The following is a 20786-nucleotide window of genomic DNA, read 5'->3' on the forward strand; positions in this document are numbered from 1 at the left end:
CTAATTGGTAACGGTAATTTCTATTTGCCTAACTACCTTTTTGTTTCCATAGACATTATTTGTTTCACCTATGAAAGTGGCGGTATAGGTGCCGGCTTCACTATAGCTATAGGTGTAACTTTCCTTTTTTGCTTCTCTAAACAACTTAAGCGCGGTTGCTTTATCTTTCCCCAGGTCGTTAGGGTTGATATAGATGGCCCGGCTAATTCCCCAGTCTTCGGTATATTCTTCCTTAGTTGCCGCAGTTGCATTTCCTTTGAACTGAATCGTGGTCGCGTTTACAAGTGATCTGCCTGCTTGTTTGTTTCCATAAGAAAATACAGAAAAATTACTGCCTGAACCATAGTCCATTAGCGTGACCTCTGCATCGTCAAATTTAGTTTCCACCAATACAGCAGTGATATTCCAATCATTGGCGGCTAAAAATTCTGTCTGAGGCTTGGTAATATATCTAAAGGCCAGATATAATGGTTTTCCTGCAACGGCAAGATCCATGATATCAACTTCTGTCGAGGCCGTTACTGTGGCGTTCTTTGCAAGGGCAAACCGGTTGGTGATGTCCACCCAGGTAGCAGCCTTGATGTTGGCAATCGTATATTTACCATCAAAATCAGCAGACACCAACACAGCCAATTGATCGGCCTGTTGTATAGCGGCTACCGTAGCACTTGAGAAGGACAAATAGCAATTTTTTAATGCTCTGGAACTTGTGACATAGCTATAGTTCTTCAGGAATTCTCCTGAATAAAAGGACAGCATTTGAGGGTTCCCTTCCAATTTGAAAGTGACAGACTCGCCAGCCTTAATAGTGGTTTTGTCAGCCGTAACTTCTAATGCCGGATCATCAAGCTGATATTTCTCACAAGAAAATAAAACAACAGACATCAGCATTAAATAATATTTGAAATACATGTTCATTAGATTATCAATAAATAGTAAAAATGAATAACAATTACCAACCCGGATTCTGGCCGATTGCCTTATTGACTGTAGTTTCAGCATCCGGAATAGGCCATAAAACGTCTCTCTCTGAGGTATTTACTCCTGCTTTCCCACCGAAGGCCCTTGATCCCAGAGGAGCAAAATCCAGAGCGACTTGTTTCATCACACGGTAGTAATCACCCCAGCGCACCAAGTCTCTCTTTCTCATGGTCTCAAATGCCAATTCTCTTGAACGCTCCGCTTTCAGGAACTCCATAAATTTGGCATAGCCGGCAAAGTCGGTAGTTTTTACGTCACCCTTAAATTCAGACAAATTGGTTAGGGTTATGGAGGCCTTTGCCTGTACCCCTGCATAGGCAAACACAGCACCGGTAGTCGCTGCTGCAGATGCTCCGGAGGTTTGTGTAGGTGGCGTGGTGGTTGTCGTACCTCCCGTAGTGACGGTATACAGCTTATTGTCATTATAAACTTGTTTACCTGCAGCATAAAAGACCGTTGGCATCCAGGATTCACCAATAGTAATGGTTGGTGTTGAATTATAATTACCACCCCTATTCTCCAGATAAATCGCGGTTAGCGCTCTGGCTTCGCTCGTTGCAACTGCTGCTACAGCAGCGCCACCTGCACCGCCACCACCAGAAATTGTAACCGCCGGCGCTGAGGTATACCCTGAACCTGCAGTCGAAATCGTAATGGTATCAATCAGTTCTCTATTTGGCAATAGGTTTCCAAAAGCTCTTCTTCTCACTTGATTCACAGTCTGGTCCAGTACATCTTGATCTGGTACGGTTCCATTTTGGCTTGCTACTGCTTCTGCATACATCAGCAACACATCTGCATATCGCAGCAGTGGATAATTGACCGAATTACCTCCTTGCTCCTTTGGATAAACGGTTTCATACTCCCTTTTCCATTTAGCTGAGTTTCGTTGACTTGCCTGCATCGCTGTAGGATAGGTAGGTAGATACGTTTTAGTGGCGGGATTGGTTGAAGACAAAGTGTATGGAGCGATGTTCCAGTCCCTTCTCAGATCACCTTTTGAATACGAAAAATATAACTTTGGTGTGGCCGCTACATATCCGTAGCAGTAACCATAGTTTGGATCCTGACCACCGTGAGAAACGCCATAATGAATGCCAACTTTCCCGGTAGCATTGAAACCGTCTGAGCTATAACCGTAAAACTCAACCTCCCAAATACTTTCTTTAAGGTCATATTTATCCTGGCTCATATTGATAAATACTTGCCTGTAATCCGGATTAAGGCTATGAAATCCATCATCAATCACCTTTTTCGCCCAAATTTTGGTCATTTCGTATTTAGATACATCCTTTACAGGATCTCCTGCCATATATAAACATACTCTGGCTAATAAACCACGTACTGCAGATTTATTGATGTGACCTGCGTTGGTGAGCTGCCTTACGTCAGGGACCAAACTTTCCGCTTCGGTCATATCTTTGATGATCTGCTCGTATACTTCTTTTGAAGGTGTTCTGGGATTATTGGTTTGTGTAACAGAAGAGGTAGGTTCCAGCAGCAAAGGCACATCTCCCCAGTAACTGACCAGTAAAAAGTAAAAGTACGATCTTAAAAACAAAGCTTCTCCCTTAATGACCGTCCGATTTGCTTCACTCATTGTAGGCTTATTGATGTTGGCGAGCAATAGATTCGCTCTTTCTATTCCATTATAAAGTGCGGTCCATACGGTAGTAACGTTACTTTCAGAAGTGGTAACCAGGTTGACAGTAATACCCGTATTCTGTGCAGAACGGTTATAAAAACCCTCATCTCCATCCAAAGACATCACCCCTTGAAAGCTGTGTGCATAAATTTTGGTTAATGTCTGGAACACCCCAGCCAATGCTGAATTGAGCTGTTGTTCTGTCTCGTAATAATTTAAATTGGTGACCGTATCCTTTGGTACGGTATCTAAAAATTTAGAGCAGGATGTAGCCATACAAACCAGGGCTACAACAATACAGATATATAATTTCTTTTCCATAATATATTTTAGTTTATAATGAAGCCTTTAGTCCAAAAACTAACGTTTTCGCAATAGGGAATGCGGAATAGTCAAATCCTGGAGTTAAGATGGAGTTGCGTGTGGACACTTCCGGATCCATACCCGAGTAGTTGGTCCATGTAAGCAGATTCTGTGCGGAAGCTGTCAACATGAGCTCTTTAAGCCCTAATTTTTTCAGGTAATTCGCTGGTATGCTGTAAGCTAGCTCCACAGTTTTCAACCTTAAATAGGAAGCATCTTCCAATTCTCTGGTCGAATAATAGCCCTCCGGGACCCCGCCCACAACAGGTATGGTCGTACTCGGATTTGTAGGCGACCAACGATTCACATAGCTCGCATATTGATTCAGCATGCTGTATGCTTTTGCTTCAAAAATGAGTTTGTTTGCATTGTATACATCATTGCCATAAGACCATTGCAAGAAGACGTTCAGACTTAAGTTTTTATAAGTAAAATTGTTAGAAAAACCACCAGAATGAATAGGTAACCCCCTTCCGATAATGGTTTGATCGGCCGCTGTGATGACTCCGTCATTGTTCAGATCTTTATAGCGGATATATCCTGGTTTGATGACCTCTCTGGCCATGCCGTTTGTCGGCACAGCATTTTTGAGGCGATAGCCGCCATTTGGCAATTGATAAAAATCATCATACTGATAAATCCCATCAAAGATGTACCCAACAAAATTGCCTACTGAATGACCTATCGCGGCGCTATACAATACCGGGTCAGCATAACCGGATTGCCATCTGGGTGAGATACTATTCAATAAGCGTTCTTCTTCATCAGCCAACTGTAAAATGGTATTCCGGTTGAAGCTGATGTTGAAATTACTCCGCCAGGTAAAGTCACGCTTATCGATATTCACCGTGTTCAAGGTAAATTCCAATCCCTCATTCTTTAATTTACCTACGTTTTTGTAGGCCCGGGCATAACCTGTGCTGGGCGACATATTGGCCAACAGCAACAAATTGTCTGTTTTCTTTCGATAGGCATCAACCACCAACTCAATTCTATTCTTCAATAAAGCTAAATCGTATCCTAAATTGAGCTGTGCAGTAGTTTCCCATCTTAATTTGGGATTGCCAATGTTAGGGATGGCTGCTGGTGTTGGCACCTCATTCCCGAAAGAATAACCAGTAGAGTTCTCTACGCTGATCGGTGAAAGCGCAGAAAAATCCCCTACCCTGTTGTTGCCCGTCAGGCCGTAACTCAAACGTAATTTGGCTTCTGTGATGGTTTCAATTCCCTTAAGAAAGGATTCTTCCTTCATTTTCCAGGCGAAAGCTCCTGATGGAAAGTAACCCCATTTGCTATTCGGAAATTTAGACGACCCGTCTGCCCGGAATGTTGCTGTGAACAGGTATCTGGATTGATACCCATAATTCACTCTGCTGAAATAAGATTGCAGGGTGTTATAGGTACCGAAAGAGCCTACCGCCAGCGGTGTACCTTGCCCTAATCCGTCTATGCCCAAAGTCTCATTGGGAACTTTAATTGCAGTATAGTTATTTCCTTTGTTGCTCTCCTTCTGGAAACTAAAACCACCCAATACGTTTAATGAATTGGTCTTGTTCACCTTGCTATAGGTAAGGGTATTTTCGTTAGACCAGGTGGTGCGACTGCTATAGGCCATTGAACCCCACTGCCCATAGTTGTTTCTAGGGCTTACGGGGCTACCTTCGCTCGTACCGGAATTATAGAACGCCCCCAATTGAATGGCATTAAGGTTAATGGCACCCGTAGATTTGAAGACCAGGTTTTTAGTGATGTCATAAGTAAAATATCCATTAGCAACCAGGTTACTGTTATTTTTATTTCTGTAAACATTCTTTGCAGACTGCACCGGGTTGAAGCGATAATCTGTAGTGCTGGTTACATCTTCATCAAAAAGTTCTTCTTCCAGGTCTATGTCGCCTGTTAAATACCTGACGTTAACTGGTCTGTACCCCCATACTGAATAAAGAAGCGCACTCGATGCATAGCCATCTTTTATAGAAGAAGCAATCTGCCCATATGTCTGCGTATGTGTATAATTTGTATTCACACCAGCTTTCAATTTTTTGCTCACGTTCTGATCTATAGTTATACGTCCCTGCTGTTTCTTCAAACCCGTATTCACTACCACAGAACCAGTTTCAAACAAGGATCCTGAAATGGCGTATCTGGTATCTTTATTTCCACCCCGCAATGATAAATTGTGAATATTGGTTATGCCTTGTCTGAAGAACTGATCTTGCCAGTTGATCCCTTCCAGATTTTTATAGGAATCATAGGTTACACCATCTGGGAGATACAGCGTCCTGGCAGTTACCGAATCCCGCTCAAATTCCAATTTAACAAACTCATAAGGACTTAATACCTCAACTCTTTTAGTCACATCCTGAAAACCGTAGGATCCTGAATAATTCAAGTTGGGTTTGCTCACTTTCCCCTTTTTTGTTTCCACAACAATGACACCATTTGCACCCCTGGATCCGTAGATCGCAGTTCCGGAAGCATCTTTGAGCACGTTTATGGATTCTATATCGTCAGGGTTCAACATAGAAAGATCAAAGTTCTCTGTTGCGAAGCCATCAATGACATACAAAGGAGACGCATCCTGTGTGATAGACCCCACTCCTCTGATACGTATATTTATTCCTTCTTCTCCCGGCTGTCCCTGACTGGCAGAAACATTTAAACCAGCCACACGCCCAGCCAATGCTTGTTCTATAGAAGACACCGGGGCTTTAGTCATATCACGAATATTTACCTGAGCAACAGAGCCTGTAAGATCAACTTTTCGCACGGATCCATATCCAACCACTAAAACCTCATCCAGTTTGCTGATCTGCGGTTTTAATGTAACATTAATGGTTTGCCTTCCTTCCACCCGTACCTCCTGATCATCAAAACCCAGATAGGTAAATACCAGTATTGCATTATCCGGAACCTCTATACTATAGCGCCCGTCCTTATCAGCAACAGCTTTTTTATCGCCCCCTTTCACGCTTATGCCTGCGCCCTGCAATGGACTCCCCTCTTCATCAGTGATCGCACCTGAAACCCTAATATTTTTTCTACCAGATTGCGTCACCACAGTTGGCTTTATTTGAACAACGATAACGTTATTATCGATCTTATAAGTTAATGGCTGATTGGCAAATATTTGCGCTAAAACATCTTTAAAGTCGGCAGCTTTCACAGAGATGTCAACGGGCTTAGCTTGAGCGAGCACATTATCCGCATACACAAAATTATAGCCACTCTGGGTCCTTAACGCTTTTAGTACGGCCCGTAAGTCTGCTTGTTTTTTTGAAATAGTAATCTTCTGTGCAAGGCCGGCAGCACTTACCTGCATCAGGGCAGCTATTAGTATTACGGTGGTTAATCGCATAATTAGCCAAATTTTACGGATACACGAATTTATACCCAGGTTTGTGGTTATTTTTCTATACATTTATTATATTTGGTTGTGCAGGAGCCTTTTGTTCTGAAGCGTCAGGCCACTGCGGGTTTAGTTTTATTAAATTAAGCACTAAGCATTGACCAAGTCCCTGGTTTCAGCAGGGATTTGGTTTTTCTTATATCGGTACTATCTGCTTACCAAAATCTTCATTCCTTCAATTTTAAATTTTACCTGTCCGGTTGATTCAAGTGGCCGCAATACTTCAGACACATTAGCAAAACGGGACACCGCGCCACTAAATGTGGTGATAGGCAATTCACCCTGATATACTATTTCTACATTATACCAGCGTGAGATCATGCGCATGATGTAACGGATGTCATCGTGTTCAAAAATAAATTGATTGTTTTTCCAGGCTATAACTAATTCTGTATCAACATCTTTTACTTTTATGCGAGTGCCGATAAGGGAGGATTGCTGGTTTGGTTTGAGGATTACCTCATTTACCCTTGCACTGCCCTCAACCAATGTAGTTTTCGTGCTGCGCTCGTCCGCATACGCATTGATATTAAACTCAGTGCCAATGTCCTCAACGATCTGACCAGTGCTTTCCACTTTAAAAGGCTTTTTTGAATTATGCACAACAACGAAATAAGCTTCACCGGTCAGCTTAACCCGCCGTTCGCCGCCAAAAAACTTACTCGGGAATTCAAGCTTACTATCGGCATTTAAAAACACTTTGGTACCATCAGGAAGCACAACCTGATACGTTCCACCACGGGGTGTGGTGATGGTTGTCATTCCATTCGGCAAGCGCAGCGAAGAATTATCCTCTAAATCCGACTCACCTTCTGAACCCAAAGTACTTCCATCACTATATGTTATCTTACTTGCATCAATTACTACTCCGCTTTTCGCATCGCTTAGTTGCACGCTACTGCCGTCAGGTAAGGTGATTGTGGCTGTGTTTTTACCGGGTTTAATATCGTTTTGAGTAGCGATTTCTGAGTTACGATTTACGACTGGGTTGCCGGTATAAAACCAAACGCCTGAGATAATTAAAGCTACAGCTGCTGCTATTGCCATTAATTTTGGCAGCAACCTCGTCTTTTTAGGCTGATGGCTTCCTTGTAATAACTGATAATTGTAGATGTAATTTAAGATAGTCTGTTTTTTTGCAGCATCCAATGCATTTTCGGGAACGGCCATTTCGTTACTAAATGCATCGGGTAAAAGCTGCATCAATTCCTCATCGTTGTGAGAAGCAGTGATCAGCGACCATAGCTCTTCATTTTCCGTTTCGGTATTCAGGTTATTGAAATAGTTTCGTAGCAGGACTTGAAGCCTCGCGTTTGGTTTTTGCATCGTTTGTTGATTTAGGCAGTTTTAATACCTTTTAACTACATTGACACGTGACGCGGAAAAAATGCTTAGTGATTTATCAAAAAATAACTGATAAATATCTAACAAGCTGATTTACAATGATATTTATTTGAACAGTACAGCAAATAATGCCGGATAGCTAAGTGCATGTTTGTTGAAGTGCTCACGTATATGTTTTAAAGCTTGATGCATATGTGCCTGTACGGTACGGCTTGAAACATTCATTTTTTTTGCAACTTCTTCATATTTCAATCCCTCGATATGGCAAAGGGTGTATGCTGTCCGTTGCTGGGTGCTTAAGTTTTCGATAGCCTGGGTTAGTATCCTATTGCTTTCATTGTAATCTAGTATTTTATCTGTGGAATTGTCAGATTCCTGAGTATTAATTTTAAGCTGTGTTGCCGATCTGGCATCTTGTGCCAGTTTGCGTATCACATTTATTGAATGGTTTCTTACTACCCGATTTAGATATCCCCCGAAATTTTTCACTTCATTGAGTTTTTCTCTGTTGAGCCATATTTTTAAGAATACATCTTGTACGATTTCACTGGCCTGATCTTCGGATTTAGTCAGCTTTCGACCATAATCATATACATACCGTTGATAAAAATCAAAGATTTCCTTAAATGCACACTGATCGCCCATAGCAATCCTGGCCAATAGTTCTTCTTCATTTTTAAGTTGCCTGTTCTCCATCGGTTGTACCCTTGGGTGATACCTTCATATTGGTTATTTAAACAGCAAGTATAGTGTAAATTTAAGCATCTGCAATTATCTATTTCATTAGTTTTAAAAATAAGAGATGATTTGATTGAACCTAATCCGGTTAAAAATAGAAGAATGTTGGATTGAAAATGCAAGACATAGTTTGTTCGGCAAGTTCCTCTAACGAACCAAGTAAAAACTTGTTAATTGGGACCAGTAAACGCGGAATCCGCGGCCATTTCCCCCAGAATACCCAACTGTACCCTAAAAACGAAAAACTCTGCAATCATTTGATTTGTAGAATTTTGTTGTGTTTTGACATTGTTGCATGTGACCCTGCCAGTACAATTCTCGAACCAGTTTATAGAAGATTTGAAGTTGCTTGCTGGATTATAAATTTCGCTTGTTGCTTTCAATCGTAATGAACTCGGGTAAATATTCTGGAGTACATCCTTTTGATACCATCTTACCTTTGTAAAGACCTATTGTTTCTCCAAGTGAAATACAACGATCGCGATACTTTTTATCATAAACCCCAATCCAGCCTGCTGTAAAATTCATTGCCCATTGAACTTCAGGTTCTTCTTTTTGGATTTGGTTTTCAATTTTATGTAATAACTCGTCATTGTTTGAAGGAGGAGTTTGTCCCATCCAACGTAAACGACCTTGGTAATACCAGAATACCCGTCTCTGAAGAGTAAAAGGACTGTTTTCCCAAGATTGAATTAGTGTAATTGTCTTTTTGTCCTTAGTAAGCTGATTGGCCATTAGCCAGTCCATTAGCTGATTTCTCTCCTCAAATGTATGAGTCTGCATATCCTTATCAAGCTTATTAATCAAATCTTGGGAAAGAAGCTTATTATCCATAATCAATAGGGCCAATTGCCTGGGCAAAAACATCTTGGTTGACCATAGTTCCATAGCCAGCTCATGATCCTTTTTGATGCCCTTAGCAATCTTCCTTAAATCTCCCAGCTTCGTTTTAGTATCGATTTGAGCCAGGATGTTTTCTGCTTGTGAAAATAGTTTCATATCAATCTTTTTCGGAATAAATAAATATCTGCTACTTTGTTGTTGTCTGTTCGGCAATGTTATTGACATTGACAAGCTTTTGCAATCATACCAACCGGCTTGCCCATAGAAATGCCAAGCGTGAATAAGGCGTTTCGCCCTCTGAGACCTCCTCTAATTTGAACAATAGCTTGTTCTCTTGTGATTTTACTTGTCATCAAGACAGTGTATTACAATCTTTAATCACGAATACTAAATTAATGTTGCTAAGTTCTTCCATTTTTCTTAATAAATTCAGTGGCGGAGTTTTGGATCAAGAGCGGAGTAGTATACCTGCCAACCACAATATATAAACCAATTAAACACATAAGGAATGCAGGATGCATCAAACTCCATATCAAATTACGTATAAATTTAAAACAATAAAAATGGTTCTTCCCCATTTTTGAGGGCGAACTGAAATCCTTGCCTAATCAATCTAACAAAATGGGCTCTCAAGCGGTTATTGAAAATCTTTATGAGAGAAAACTATCACATGAAATTACTTTACCAACAAAAATGGGTATGAAGCTTATCGTGTCGCTTCTCCTCTGAGCAAATATATACAACAGGCGCAGGTCCATTTTCCACTTATTTTAATAGTATTATCATCTGTAGCGTTTTGCATTCTCAACTCGTATAAATACCAACAGACCGAAATCATAATGAAATTAAAATACATGTTATATTCATGGTATTGCTGGTTTGGCCTACTCTGATACAAACATTGCCTAACAGAAAAATCTTAAAACCTATGCTTAGAACAAGGTACTATCTAATCTCTTTGCTTTTATTTCTGATCTGCCTTTATGCTGTTCTTATGTTGAGGGCTATTGTAGATCTGGATAAAGTTATCGCTGCTGTAAAAATTATATTTTTGCCTGCTTTGGCGTGCCTGCTGGTTATGCTGCTGCTGCCATTGTCCATATACCTTTTGTACAAAGGGAATAGTGTGGGAAGAGTCAAAAAGCATATCAGATTTCGATAGTAATAATAACTTTTTCATGTGGCATCATCCAAAATATTTCTATTATGGTGTATGGTCTGATGGCGAAAAAAATGGCACTTCTAAATCTGCTGTCGTTTCAATAGACAGGAAACTAAGTTCATAAAATATGGCCGCTACCTTGGACCGTCAGTTGTTGGTATACCACTTACCTTTACCTGAACCATAAAGGTAAACCAGTCCTTGCCTCATCCCAAATACTAAACGGCCCGCTCCTGGCTCAATGGATTAAAAAAGATATGGTTTAGAAGTCAGAAAATGCAGGTATATAACTTGCTAGAGAAAGTTGGGATTTTAATTCTTGATCTATTTGGTTCTATTCTGAAATATACAGTTAATTCACTAATAAACGATCACATCACACCTCATCCGCAAAAGAGAAGTATCCATTTTCCGCAGTTGGGATCAAATGATCAAAGACCAGTAAATCCAACAACCTCCCCACTTCCACCAAGCTTTTATTGATCTTCAGATCCTCTGTACTTGGAGCAGGATTCCAGAAGGATAATTATGAAACAGCATAATCGCACTGGCACAAGCCTTTAAATCCGCAGCAAAGATCAGTTTAGCATCCGCAATCACTCCAGCCAGACCACCGGTAGCAGTAGGGTAAAAAACCCAGCAGCCGGTTGTTCCGGTTTAACAACAAGATCTTGAATTCCTCCTGAAAAGAAATGGCATCCCTATTCCATTGACGGAGCATGATACGATATCTTGCTAGGAACAACTCACTTAGGTCTTTCCATCGCTTTAAACTGAGGATGATAACTAATTTTAATTTCGGATACAATAGACAGGTCATTTTGATTTTTCAGGGCTCCATGATTGCTGATTTTAGTGAAAACTAATTATGGCGTCCCATTCGACAGACCTGGAAATAAATGGCAAACTGGAGATACAAAAAATGCGTAGGCTCCCGAAGGGATAGCCATTTTTTGCATAATACTTTGGCGAAGCCTACCCCCATGTCCGGCAGGCGACCTTCGCCTGAATATTTGATTCTTTAAAAATCATGCGATCAGCGCTCGCCCTGAAACAGAGGTCGCATGGATAAATCGCAAATAAGATTTGCATAACTAAAAACTTAGTAGTAAATTAAACTAAATAATTAGTTATAAATATGAAAACCTCAGCCTATCTACTGTTAGTCTTCCTGATTACAGGCAGCGCAAAAATTACAAATGCCCAGGTGACCGGTGTCATACCGGGAACAGACAAGTCAAAGTGGTCTCTTAGCAACAGCGACGGCTGGAGCACGCCGGTAACTACCGATCAGAACGGAAACTATAAACTCCCTATCAAGGCACTTAAAAAGGGAATGTACAATCTCGGGGAGGTTGGAGAGATCTACCTGGAACCCAGTTATAGTTTAATCATTAAAAAAGCCGGTGAAGGGTATGAATTTAGCGGGAACGGAAGCCTGGAAAACAACCTGATCCAACAAATCCAGACTCCCTTAAACCGGATGAATTCGAATAGTGGATACGGTGTAAAATTTTCAGTCCTGCTCACCGAGCCGGAAAAATTTATCCCGACCATGGACAAATACAAAGAACTGGCATTGCAAACGATTGACAAATCCAACAATAAATTCTTTAAAACATTGATGCGGGAAGAGATCAATTACATTCGCCTCAATAAAATCTATAACTGGAAACTCTTTTATGGACTGGACAGCACCAGAATGGATTCGCTAAAGAAAACGCTTTCAATCCCCTTGGCTGCACGCAAAAAAGACCATACCCAGCAGCTGCAAAACGCCTATCTGTATCAATTCAGCAAGAAAATGACAGCGGAGGAAAAGAAACAGGTGGATGAACTGTTATTTTCCGGATGGGACATGAACAACGAGCTGCTGTTTAAAAACTCTTCTTCCTATAGCTATGCGATCAGTAACCGGATTAATTTCGGAACCAGATCAGGCGAATATAAGAAGCTGAGTGATTCTTTGAAAAGCCCCGATCAGGCCAAACTCATGTTCATCAGGAAAGAAATCGACAACGACTATATCAAAGACTATTTTCTGTACACCACTACCCTATCGCTGATCAGGAAGTCGAAAAGCAGCGCAAAAGTGGAATCCTTTTATAAGGACTACCTAAGCAGCACTAAAGTTTCGAGCCGTCTTCAAGACATTGAACAGGCTTTTAAAAACTTAAAAGCAACGGAAAAAAACGCCATTGTTCCTGATTTCAGTTATACCAATACTGATAACCAGCTGGTAAGCCTTAAAAGTATGCGGGGCAGTTATGTTTACATTGACCTCTGGGCAACGTGGTGCGCACCATGCATTGCAGAAATTCCAGACCTCAAAAAACTTGAACTCAAGCTGAAGGACAAAAACATTAAATTCGTCAGTATCTCACTGGATGCACCTGCAGAGAAGAATAAGTGGTTAACCTATGTAAAGGATAACGATTTACATGGGATCCAGCTCATTGCAGACAACGATTTTAAGTCAGAATTCGTACAGAAATTCGGCGTAAATTCTATTCCGAGATTCTTGCTGATCGGTCCTGATGGCATCGTCATTGACAACGACGCAAAACGCCCCTCTAATCCGGAGCTACAAAAGCAACTCCAAACCTTATTGAAATAGCAGAATCAACTTCCTAAAAAAACCTTTCCCGATATACAGGAAAGGTTTAATCCCTGTATGACCTTAATTTGAATCCGCCGCTAATGTCAAGACAATCTTGCCTCTTGTTCTACCGGTCTCAATTGCCTGGTGCGCTTTGTCCATGTCCTTGAAATCAAAATTTCGAGCAATATGAGATTTCAGGATGCCCTTCTCCAGTAAATCAGCAAGGAAGTTCAGATCTGTTCCACTTGACTGTACCATCATGGCGGATAAATTGATGTTCCTGCTACGGGCTTTTTCCTTATCCGCCTGAGGGAAGTCAGGGGAAGGAATAGTGATGAGCCTGCCCCCAGGTTTCACCATGTCAATCGAACGGGTCAGTGTATCCCCGGCAATGGTATCCAGTACAAAGTCTGCATCGGTCACCGCCTTTTCAAAAAGCGGCAAGGTGTAGTCAATGTGTTCATCTGCACCCAAACTGAGCACAAAATCACGGTTAGCAGCAGATGAAGTACCGATCACAAATGCACCTAGATATTTGGCGATTTGCACCGCATAATGCCCTACGCCACCGGATGCAGCATGAATCAAAACTTTCTGGCCACTGCTTACCTTCTCATGGTTGACCAATGCCTGCCAGGCGGTCAAAGCCGCTAAGGTGGCCGCTGCAGCTTCCTGGTGTGAGATCGTAGCCGGCTTCAAAGCAAGCTGATCGGCAGGGGCAGCAACATATTCAGCATAAGCTTTTCCCTGTCCAACAAAATTCACCATCCCAAATACCTCATCACCAATTTTAAAGGCAGATACCTCCCCGCCCGTTTCCGTAACTTCACCGGAAATATCCCAGCCCAGGATGACCGGCCGCTCTTCAGCGAAAAGCCAGGTCAGCACACCTTCATTTCCCCTTGCTTTTACATCCACGGGATTGATACTGATGGCCCTTACTTTTACCAGCACTTCGTTTTCTTTGATTTTTGGTAAAGGCAGTTCTGTAAGTTCCAGGTTTGCAGCGGTACCCGCTTCTTTTAAAATGATTGCTTTCATAAAATTTTATTTTTACTGAATGACAAATCTATTTCATTACTATCTTCGAGACAAGTATGCACTTTTTAGTACCCCACGCACCAAAAAGATAGCAACCTGATTATCAATGATAAAAAATCTGTTAAATGGAAAAGAAATATCGAAACGAACCAACTTGTGCATTAGACTATGCCTTTCGGCGCATTGGTGGGAAATATAAAGGACGTATTTTATGGTACCTACATAACCGTAATGTGCTGCGCTATGGGGAACTTCGGAAAATACTATGCGACATTACCCCAAAAATGCTGACACAATCTTTACGTGAACTGGAAGAAGACGTACTCATTCATAGGCAGGTGTATCTCGAAGTACCACCGAAAGTGGAGTATTCGCTAACCGAAGTGGGAAAAGAGCTTATCCCTTTTCTTGACCATCTGAAGAAATGGGGAGACAAACAAATTTTGAAAGAGAAACTAAAACCGCATCAGGAAAGGTCAGGAAGAATGGAATTGCTTCCTGAATCGCAGCATTCCATTGCTCTCCTGGCTAAGGTTTAGTTCGTAATTTCTCCAGTTCGGCATAAGCTTCATTTTCTTTGCTCCCATTGGCCGTGAAAGAAGCTGATGTCGATAACTGTGCCATTCAGGTGCATATTCCTCCAATGTTGTTACAGCTTTAGTAGAGAACGCGATCAAGCATGCGATCGAACCTGCGATTGCTGGCGGTAATGTCACCATTACCTGTCGGACACTGAAAAGAAAGACGAGCTTCTCATAACAAACAGCGGACTGCCTTACAGAGGAACCGTTGAGGCGATGTTTCATGGAAAAGGCCAAATACTGCAAGACGTATAGAAACCCAATTTGGAGGGACATTGCAGGTATTCGTTGACCCAAATGGCGGAGTATCAGTTAATTTCAATATTCCTTCCTGATTGTTCCGGTATTGTACTTTCGTCATCCTGAAATAAATTTGCTTCGCAGCATTATGGTTATATCCTCTTTATAAGTAAGAGTATTATCCACAATCACACTAAGATTCCTTAATGATCTTCACGTTTCCGCTGGTTATCTTTATTTGAAGTTTGGTCTGACCGCTGACCTCCGCCATTGGTAATTCCCTGTTGTTTTTTATCGTCTTTGGCATTGTGGTGCATACGATCTGAAGTAGGCTTTCCCTGTTCTGAACTGGTATGCCTTGCGTCTTGTCTGTTCTTCATTGTTCTGAATTTAGGTTAATAAATCAAGCTAGCACATTAGCCTTCAATTATATAACCATCGTATTTTGGAATTGTTTTAATAAACAAGTCGGCACCTACCGCAGATCCCAGGCGGCGCTCATAATTGTCAGTAGAAGGGAAAAAAGAAGTAATGGTAAAAATCGAGTAGCTCGAAAGCCATTTCTGATCTGCATTAGAAGATGCCAAGGTGAGTCACCTCAAGGATGTTCTCGGCAAATGCTGAAGTTGTTTAGTTTTTGCGATTCCTTGCGAATCTTCCAAGCTTGGGTAAATCAATAGTCACTAGGCCATAAACGGAGGAGACCAACGTTGTGAAATCAAAAGAAACCATTTCAGAATAATTTCACAAGAGAATTATCGTTCTGAATAACAAGAACTTACTTCGATTGAATCTGTAATACTTTTAAGTAAATTTGAAGAGCATGTCTAGGCAAATCTACAATAGAACCATCAAAATTGATGGAATTGATGTTTTCTACCGGGAGGCCGGAGATGAAAAGAATCCCTCGCTATTGCTTTTACATGGATTCCCAACCTCCTCGATAGCTTTCAAGAATTTGATGATTGCGATGTCCACCGAGTATCACCTCGTTGCTCCAGACTATCCAGGTTTTGGCTTCAGTGAATTTCCCGTACCAGATGATTTTGACTATACATTTGGGGGTATATCAGCTTTAATAAACAAATTCACTGATGCAATAACGTTACATAAGTTCTTTATCTATCTCCATGACTATGGTGCCCCCATTGGGCTTCAATTGTGCATAAATTACCCTGAAAAGATTGCCGGTATAATTGTTCAGAGTGGCAATGCGCATCGTGAAGGTATGGGCCCAGAATGGGACGAGTATATTGAGTACTGGTACCACCCGACAACCGAAAAAAAGAAAGAGCTGATTAAATTTTTAAGCGCAGAAGGTATAAAAAATCAATACTTCGGCGGACTTCCCGATGAAGTATTATCCAGGGTAAGCCCGGAATTGTGGATGCTGGATTGGGCGTTTTTGAAGAGACCGGGTAATATTGAAAAGCAGTTCGAACTAAATTGTGACTTCAAAACTCACCTGGAAATGTTTCCTGTTTACCAGGAGTATTTCCGCAACCACCAACCACCAGCCCTTGTCATTTGGGGGGAACATGAAATATTTTTTTCTGTGAAAGAGGTTCCTTGTTTTAAGCGTGACTTACCCGAAGCACAAATCCATGTGTTAGACGGGGGGCACGATGTTCTGGACACTCATTTTGATGAGGTGTTGATGCTCATAAGAAATTTCATACAGGCAAAAAACTTCTGACACACAGCCAATTGACTTAGATACAAGCAAGACAAGACGTTCTTAAAAACGAACCCTGAACCTATAGATTTCGGGAAATGCGGTGGGGGAAATCTAAGAGTGCCCCTTGTTGCTTCCCGACAAGGAAGCCGTTAGTTTAAAAGCGACCAAAGACCGGATCTGGGAATTGTGCTATTGATCATAATTGTTAATTGCCCGGCACAATAGAAACAGAGGAGATTATTAATCAGTAAAACAGTTTTTATCGGGATTTGTTACAGTACATATGGCAAGACTTCAACGCTGCATCTATGTATTGCTTTTTTTTATTTTATCTCTTGCCGGGTTGTATTTTGCAGCACCTTTTCTTATTCCTGTGACATTGGCATCTGTATTTTCCATGCTATTTATTCGGTTTTGTAATTGGCTCGAGCATAAAGGGATGAGCAGATCTGTAGCCTCACTTTTTTGCATATTTAGTTTCGTTTTAACCATTTCTCTGATTGTTTTCCTTCTGATCTGGCAGCTCAATGGTCTGGTAGAGAATATCGACGAAATGAAACAGCGTGTCATTGGTCTTTTCTCTAACTTTCAGCATTGGATATATGAAAAGGCCGGAATAGACTTAAAACAACAAGAAGAAATGATCAAGGGACAGTCTGGGAGTGGCAAATCCGGAAATATGCTGGCTGGCTTTGCTGGGAAAATTATGTCCATTCTGTTTAATGCTGTGCTTGTATTGGTCTATATGTTCCTCTTCTTACTTTATCGTTCCCACATTAAAAAGTTTATTCTTAAGCTTGTGCCCGGAGGCGAAAAGAATAAAGCCGATGGAGTGGTACACCAGGCCGGTAAAGTAGTTCAGCGGTATTTAAGTGGCCTCGCCGCGATGATTGGGGTTCTGTGGATCATGTATAGCATAGGTTTCAGTATTGTGGGCGTGAAAAGTGCTATCTTTTTCGCGGTCTTGTGCGGCGTCCTGGAGATCATTCCATTTATCGGAAATTTAACCGGAACTTTAATCACCCTACTTTCGGTACTTGCACAAGGTGGGGATAGCCGCATGGTTATCGGTGTGTTGGTCACTTATGCCCTGGTACAGTTTATTCAAACCTATATACTCGAACCCCTTATTGTGGGAGAACAGGTAAACATTAACCCCTTATTTACGATACTTGCGATCGTATTGGGGGAGATGATTTGGGGAGTAGCGGGAATGATTCTTGCGATCCCCTTACTGGGAATGGTAAAAATTTTTTGCGACCATATACCGGGTTTGCAGCCATATGGTTTTTTGATAGGTACTGAAAAACAAAGAAGTAGAAAAACAGGTGTTCTGGATAAAATTAAAGCTATTTTTAATAAATAAGTCAGTTAATCGGATATAAAGTTGGTCGACAATTGAATAATTAAAAGAAGAAGTCATTGCTTTTCCTCTAATAGATCTATAGACCTTTTTTTCGGAAGATCGAAAATAAACATGGCGGAACTGAAGGTATAGATAATGAATTCGTGGACAAGTCGTTCGAGAACATTGGCGCCTGGATCATAGGACGGAACATGTTCGGACCCGTTTCGAAAATAAAAAATGTAAAAACATTCCCTAATCGGCATTGTAGTTATTATACAATAAACAAAAGTGATACATTAAAAGAAAGACTTTTGCTAAAGTATTATTGACGGATCTTAAGGCAGTGCAAAATGCGATTACCTTACCTTGGAGCAACGGGCCTGTGGAGGGAAATGTAAACAAACTCAAAACTATAAGCGTCAAATGTACGGGAGAGCAAGCTTTGAATTACTCCGCAAAAGACTAATATTGACAACAAATTAACCACCAAAGCTGGGGAAGAACCACTTTCACTGAAATACACAATTTCATGTCGTTTCTGCTATTAAAATAGAGATTGCCGGGATCGTTCCAATGAATATCAACCAGGGTTACGAAAAATAAATCACAAAACATTTGCGCAAGCAAATACTTGCATATATATTTGCAAGCATATACTTGCAAATAATGGAAATCAGAAGAGATGTATTTCAGGCAATTGCCGACCCTACCAGAAGAGAGATCATCGGGCTGCTCGCAGAAAACCCCCTTAACCTTAATTCGATAGCAGAGAAATTTGATGTTACCCGTCAGGCGGTGTCCCTGCATGTGAAGATTCTCAACGAATGTGGACTGATTAGCATAAAGAAGTATGGGAGGGAACGATACTGTGAAGCAAAATTCGACCAGCTCGGTGAGGTGGCAGCTTGGGTAGAACAGTATAAACAGTTCTGGGAGGAGAAATTCAGTTCACTTGATAAATATCTTGCGAAAGTTCAAGCCAATAAAAAAGAAAAAAAATGAATCCTATGAAAAGTTCAGCAACAAAAGATTTTAAAATCGTCAGGGAATTTAATGCGCCCCGCGAAGATGTATTTAATGCTTTCGCTAAAGCGGAGGCACTGAATGAATGGTGGGGGCCCACGGAAACCAGCAACTCGGTAATCTCACTTGATTTTACACAGGGTGGCATTTTTCATTATAGAATGGAGAAAGATGGGCAGACCAATTATGGCCGTTTTCTGTTTGGCCGGATACTGCCGCACCACCTTCTTGAATTTACCAATTCCTTTGCGGATGAAAATGCCAATGTCATAGCAGCCCCTTTCAATATCAGCTTACCAAAGGCCATTTTTTATTCACTTACTTTTACCGATCTCAGAGATAAAACCATCATTACCCTCACTGGTAAACCGGTAGAGGCGAGCAAAGAAGAAATAGAAGGATTTCAGGCCATCAACGAAAGTATGCAGCAGGGATTTGGAGGGACATTTGACCGCCTGGCAAATTACCTTGATGACATTCAAAATTCAACTAAAAATCTACAATAGCTTATGAGAAAATTAAAATTACAGATGCAGATCTCCATTGATGGTTTTGTATCAACCGGGCCAAACGACGAGCAGCACTGGGTGACCTGGGCATGGGAAGAAATTAAAGGCAATGTGCTCGGCCTGCTGGAGTCAAGTGATACCATACTGATCGGACGTAAACTTGCAATTGATTATATCCCCTATTGGGATGATGTTGCGACTAAACCAGAAGAACTTATGCACGAGGGAGGCAAGCTTATTTCCGGCGCTAAAAAGGTCGTTTTCACTAAGACACTTACCGAATCGGTTTGGAACAATACAACGCTTGCAACTGGCGATCTGGCAGAAGAAGTAAACAAATTGAAACAGCAAGAAGGCAAAGATATTATTGTCTATGGGGGTAGCTCATTTGTTACAGACCTGATAAAAGAAGGGCTGATTGATGAATTTCATTTTTTCATCAACCCGGTTGCCCTCGGCCGCGGCGAGCCGGTTTTCCGTGGGCTTGCTAGCTACCAACAGCTATCGCTTAAAGAGTCTGTTGTGTTTCCGAGCGGTATCATCATGGTCCATTACCAACCTAAATCCTAAAGTGCGATGAAGACAGTTAGTACAAATAAAATAGTCTTTTGGATAGCGGCGAGCTTTATCATTTTTGTAGAGGGAATTGGAAATATTGCGACAGCAAATGCCCAGTATGCAAAGGAAATTGTTTATAACCTTGGATATCCCGAATATTTCAGGGTTGCGCTGTTAATCTTCAAGTTGATTGGTGTTTTCGCCATTACCATTCCGGTGGTTCCGGCAAGGGTAAAGGAATGGGCATATGCCGGTATAACATTGAATACCATATTCGCGATCATAAGCTATTGGGCTGTAAAAGGTTTTGGACCGGATCTGATTTTTCCTTTAATACTTCTTTCGGCAATTTTTATTTCCTATATTTTCTATCACAAGCTTGATACAGATAAGAAAATGGCCGTCGACAGCGCGTATGAAGATTAGGCAGGAAATATAGAGGTCCTTTCAGAACTCGTAGCTAAAGGTTTTATAAACCATACTGCGGTTACCCTAATTCCAAAGGATACAGAAGGACTAAAGCAGTTCATAGGAGTGCTCCATACCGGATCTTCAGATTTCAACATTGAAAGCCATGACCAAATTTCCGAGGACGATCTGGCAGCCACCCAGAAAACTATCCATGCCATTCACACAGGTGAAGTAATGGGTAAACCATGGGCAAGCAGGTTCAGTTCAGTGTAATGGATTTTGTGTGCTTGCACGATGGAAAATACATTGA

At 41.3% G+C, this 20786-nt stretch carries 19 protein-coding genes and 2 pseudogenes; 10 read left to right on the forward strand and 11 right to left on the reverse strand.

The features are described from left to right. From AC6CH7_RS05275 to AC6CH7_RS05310, 8 genes and pseudogenes are all read right to left on the reverse strand, one after another. Window positions 1–912, reverse strand: a complete 912-nt coding sequence (locus AC6CH7_RS05275) for a DUF5017 domain-containing protein (RefSeq protein WP_498261698.1) — start codon at window positions 910–912, stop codon at window positions 1–3. 40 nt (window positions 913–952) lie between these two features. Beyond that, window positions 953–2947 (reverse strand): RagB/SusD family nutrient uptake outer membrane protein, encoded by a 1995-nt coding sequence (locus AC6CH7_RS05280; RefSeq protein ID WP_498261699.1) that lies wholly within the window; start codon window positions 2945–2947, stop codon window positions 953–955. A gap of 13 nt (window positions 2948–2960) precedes the next feature. Further along, window positions 2961–6347, reverse strand: a complete 3387-nt coding sequence (locus AC6CH7_RS05285; protein ID WP_498261700.1) for a TonB-dependent receptor — start codon at window positions 6345–6347, stop codon at window positions 2961–2963. A gap of 198 nt (window positions 6348–6545) precedes the next feature. Continuing rightward, on the reverse strand, window positions 6546–7724 hold the full coding sequence (locus AC6CH7_RS05290) for a FecR family protein (protein ID WP_498261701.1): 1179 nt from the start codon (window positions 7722–7724) through the stop codon (window positions 6546–6548). Between the two features lie 123 nt (window positions 7725–7847). Further along, entirely contained in the window at window positions 7848–8438 is a 591-nt protein-coding gene (locus AC6CH7_RS05295) for an RNA polymerase sigma factor (protein ID WP_498261702.1), read from the reverse strand. Window positions 8439–8837: 399 nt separating this feature from the next. Next, window positions 8838–9479 carry a DNA alkylation repair protein gene (locus tag AC6CH7_RS05300; protein ID WP_498261703.1) on the reverse strand — a complete coding sequence of 214 codons (642 nt, stop codon included), beginning with the start codon at window positions 9477–9479 and terminating at the stop codon, window positions 8838–8840. Between the two features lie 808 nt (window positions 9480–10287). Beyond that, window positions 10288–10503, reverse strand: coding sequence for a hypothetical protein (locus tag AC6CH7_RS05305; protein ID WP_498261704.1), 216 nt, complete (start codon window positions 10501–10503; stop codon window positions 10288–10290). Between the two features lie 358 nt (window positions 10504–10861). Next, window positions 10862–11085, reverse strand: a pseudogene (locus AC6CH7_RS05310) (JAB domain-containing protein). 538 nt (window positions 11086–11623) lie between these two features. On the opposite strand from AC6CH7_RS05310, the gene AC6CH7_RS05315 reads away from it, so the two are divergent. Further along, window positions 11624–13102, forward strand: a complete 1479-nt coding sequence (locus AC6CH7_RS05315; RefSeq protein ID WP_498261705.1) for a TlpA family protein disulfide reductase — start codon at window positions 11624–11626, stop codon at window positions 13100–13102. A gap of 63 nt (window positions 13103–13165) precedes the next feature. Here the strand turns inward: AC6CH7_RS05315 and AC6CH7_RS05320 are convergent, their stop codons facing one another. Then, window positions 13166–14128 (reverse strand): NADP-dependent oxidoreductase, encoded by a 963-nt coding sequence (locus AC6CH7_RS05320; RefSeq protein WP_498261706.1) that lies wholly within the window; start codon window positions 14126–14128, stop codon window positions 13166–13168. A 125-nt stretch (window positions 14129–14253) separates the two neighbouring features. Here AC6CH7_RS05320 and AC6CH7_RS05325 point away from each other — a divergent pair, with 125 nt between their 5' ends. Then, a complete protein-coding gene (locus AC6CH7_RS05325; RefSeq protein ID WP_498261707.1) occupies window positions 14254–14667 on the forward strand; it encodes a winged helix-turn-helix transcriptional regulator in 414 nt (137 codons plus the stop codon). 485 nt (window positions 14668–15152) lie between these two features. Here AC6CH7_RS05325 and AC6CH7_RS05330 read toward each other — a convergent pair whose 3' ends face one another. After that, entirely contained in the window at window positions 15153–15329 is a 177-nt protein-coding gene (locus AC6CH7_RS05330) for a hypothetical protein (RefSeq protein ID WP_498261708.1), read from the reverse strand. A 36-nt stretch (window positions 15330–15365) separates the two neighbouring features. Next, window positions 15366–15536 carry a hypothetical protein gene (locus AC6CH7_RS05335; RefSeq protein WP_498261709.1) on the reverse strand — a complete coding sequence of 57 codons (171 nt, stop codon included), beginning with the start codon at window positions 15534–15536 and terminating at the stop codon, window positions 15366–15368. Between the two features lie 236 nt (window positions 15537–15772). On the opposite strand from AC6CH7_RS05335, the gene AC6CH7_RS05340 reads away from it, so the two are divergent. From AC6CH7_RS05340 to AC6CH7_RS05375, 8 genes and pseudogenes are all read left to right on the forward strand, one after another. After that, on the forward strand, window positions 15773–16645 hold the full coding sequence (locus AC6CH7_RS05340; RefSeq protein ID WP_498261710.1) for an alpha/beta fold hydrolase: 873 nt from the start codon (window positions 15773–15775) through the stop codon (window positions 16643–16645). 265 nt (window positions 16646–16910) lie between these two features. Next, window positions 16911–17993: an AI-2E family transporter gene (locus AC6CH7_RS05345; RefSeq protein WP_498261711.1), complete on the forward strand. Its 1083-nt coding sequence runs from the start codon at window positions 16911–16913 to the stop codon at window positions 17991–17993. 313 nt (window positions 17994–18306) lie between these two features. Then, window positions 18307–18458 (forward strand): annotated as a pseudogene (locus AC6CH7_RS05350) (transposase); the annotation flags it as partial. A 132-nt stretch (window positions 18459–18590) separates the two neighbouring features. Further along, complete coding sequence (locus tag AC6CH7_RS05355; protein WP_498261712.1) at window positions 18591–18977, forward strand: ArsR/SmtB family transcription factor; 387 nt, start codon at window positions 18591–18593, stop codon at window positions 18975–18977. A 5-nt stretch (window positions 18978–18982) separates the two neighbouring features. Continuing rightward, entirely contained in the window at window positions 18983–19504 is a 522-nt protein-coding gene (locus AC6CH7_RS05360; RefSeq protein WP_498261713.1) for an SRPBCC family protein, read from the forward strand. A gap of 3 nt (window positions 19505–19507) precedes the next feature. Further along, entirely contained in the window at window positions 19508–20077 is a 570-nt protein-coding gene (locus AC6CH7_RS05365) for a dihydrofolate reductase family protein (RefSeq protein WP_498261714.1), read from the forward strand. A gap of 6 nt (window positions 20078–20083) precedes the next feature. Further along, window positions 20084–20491 (forward strand): DoxX family protein, encoded by a 408-nt coding sequence (locus AC6CH7_RS05370; RefSeq protein ID WP_498261715.1) that lies wholly within the window; start codon window positions 20084–20086, stop codon window positions 20489–20491. A 45-nt stretch (window positions 20492–20536) separates the two neighbouring features. Beyond that, entirely contained in the window at window positions 20537–20749 is a 213-nt protein-coding gene (locus AC6CH7_RS05375; protein WP_498262343.1) for a hypothetical protein, read from the forward strand. Window positions 20750–20786: the final 37 nt, after the last annotated feature.

It is taken from the genome of Pedobacter sp. GQ55, from assembly GCF_059758925.1.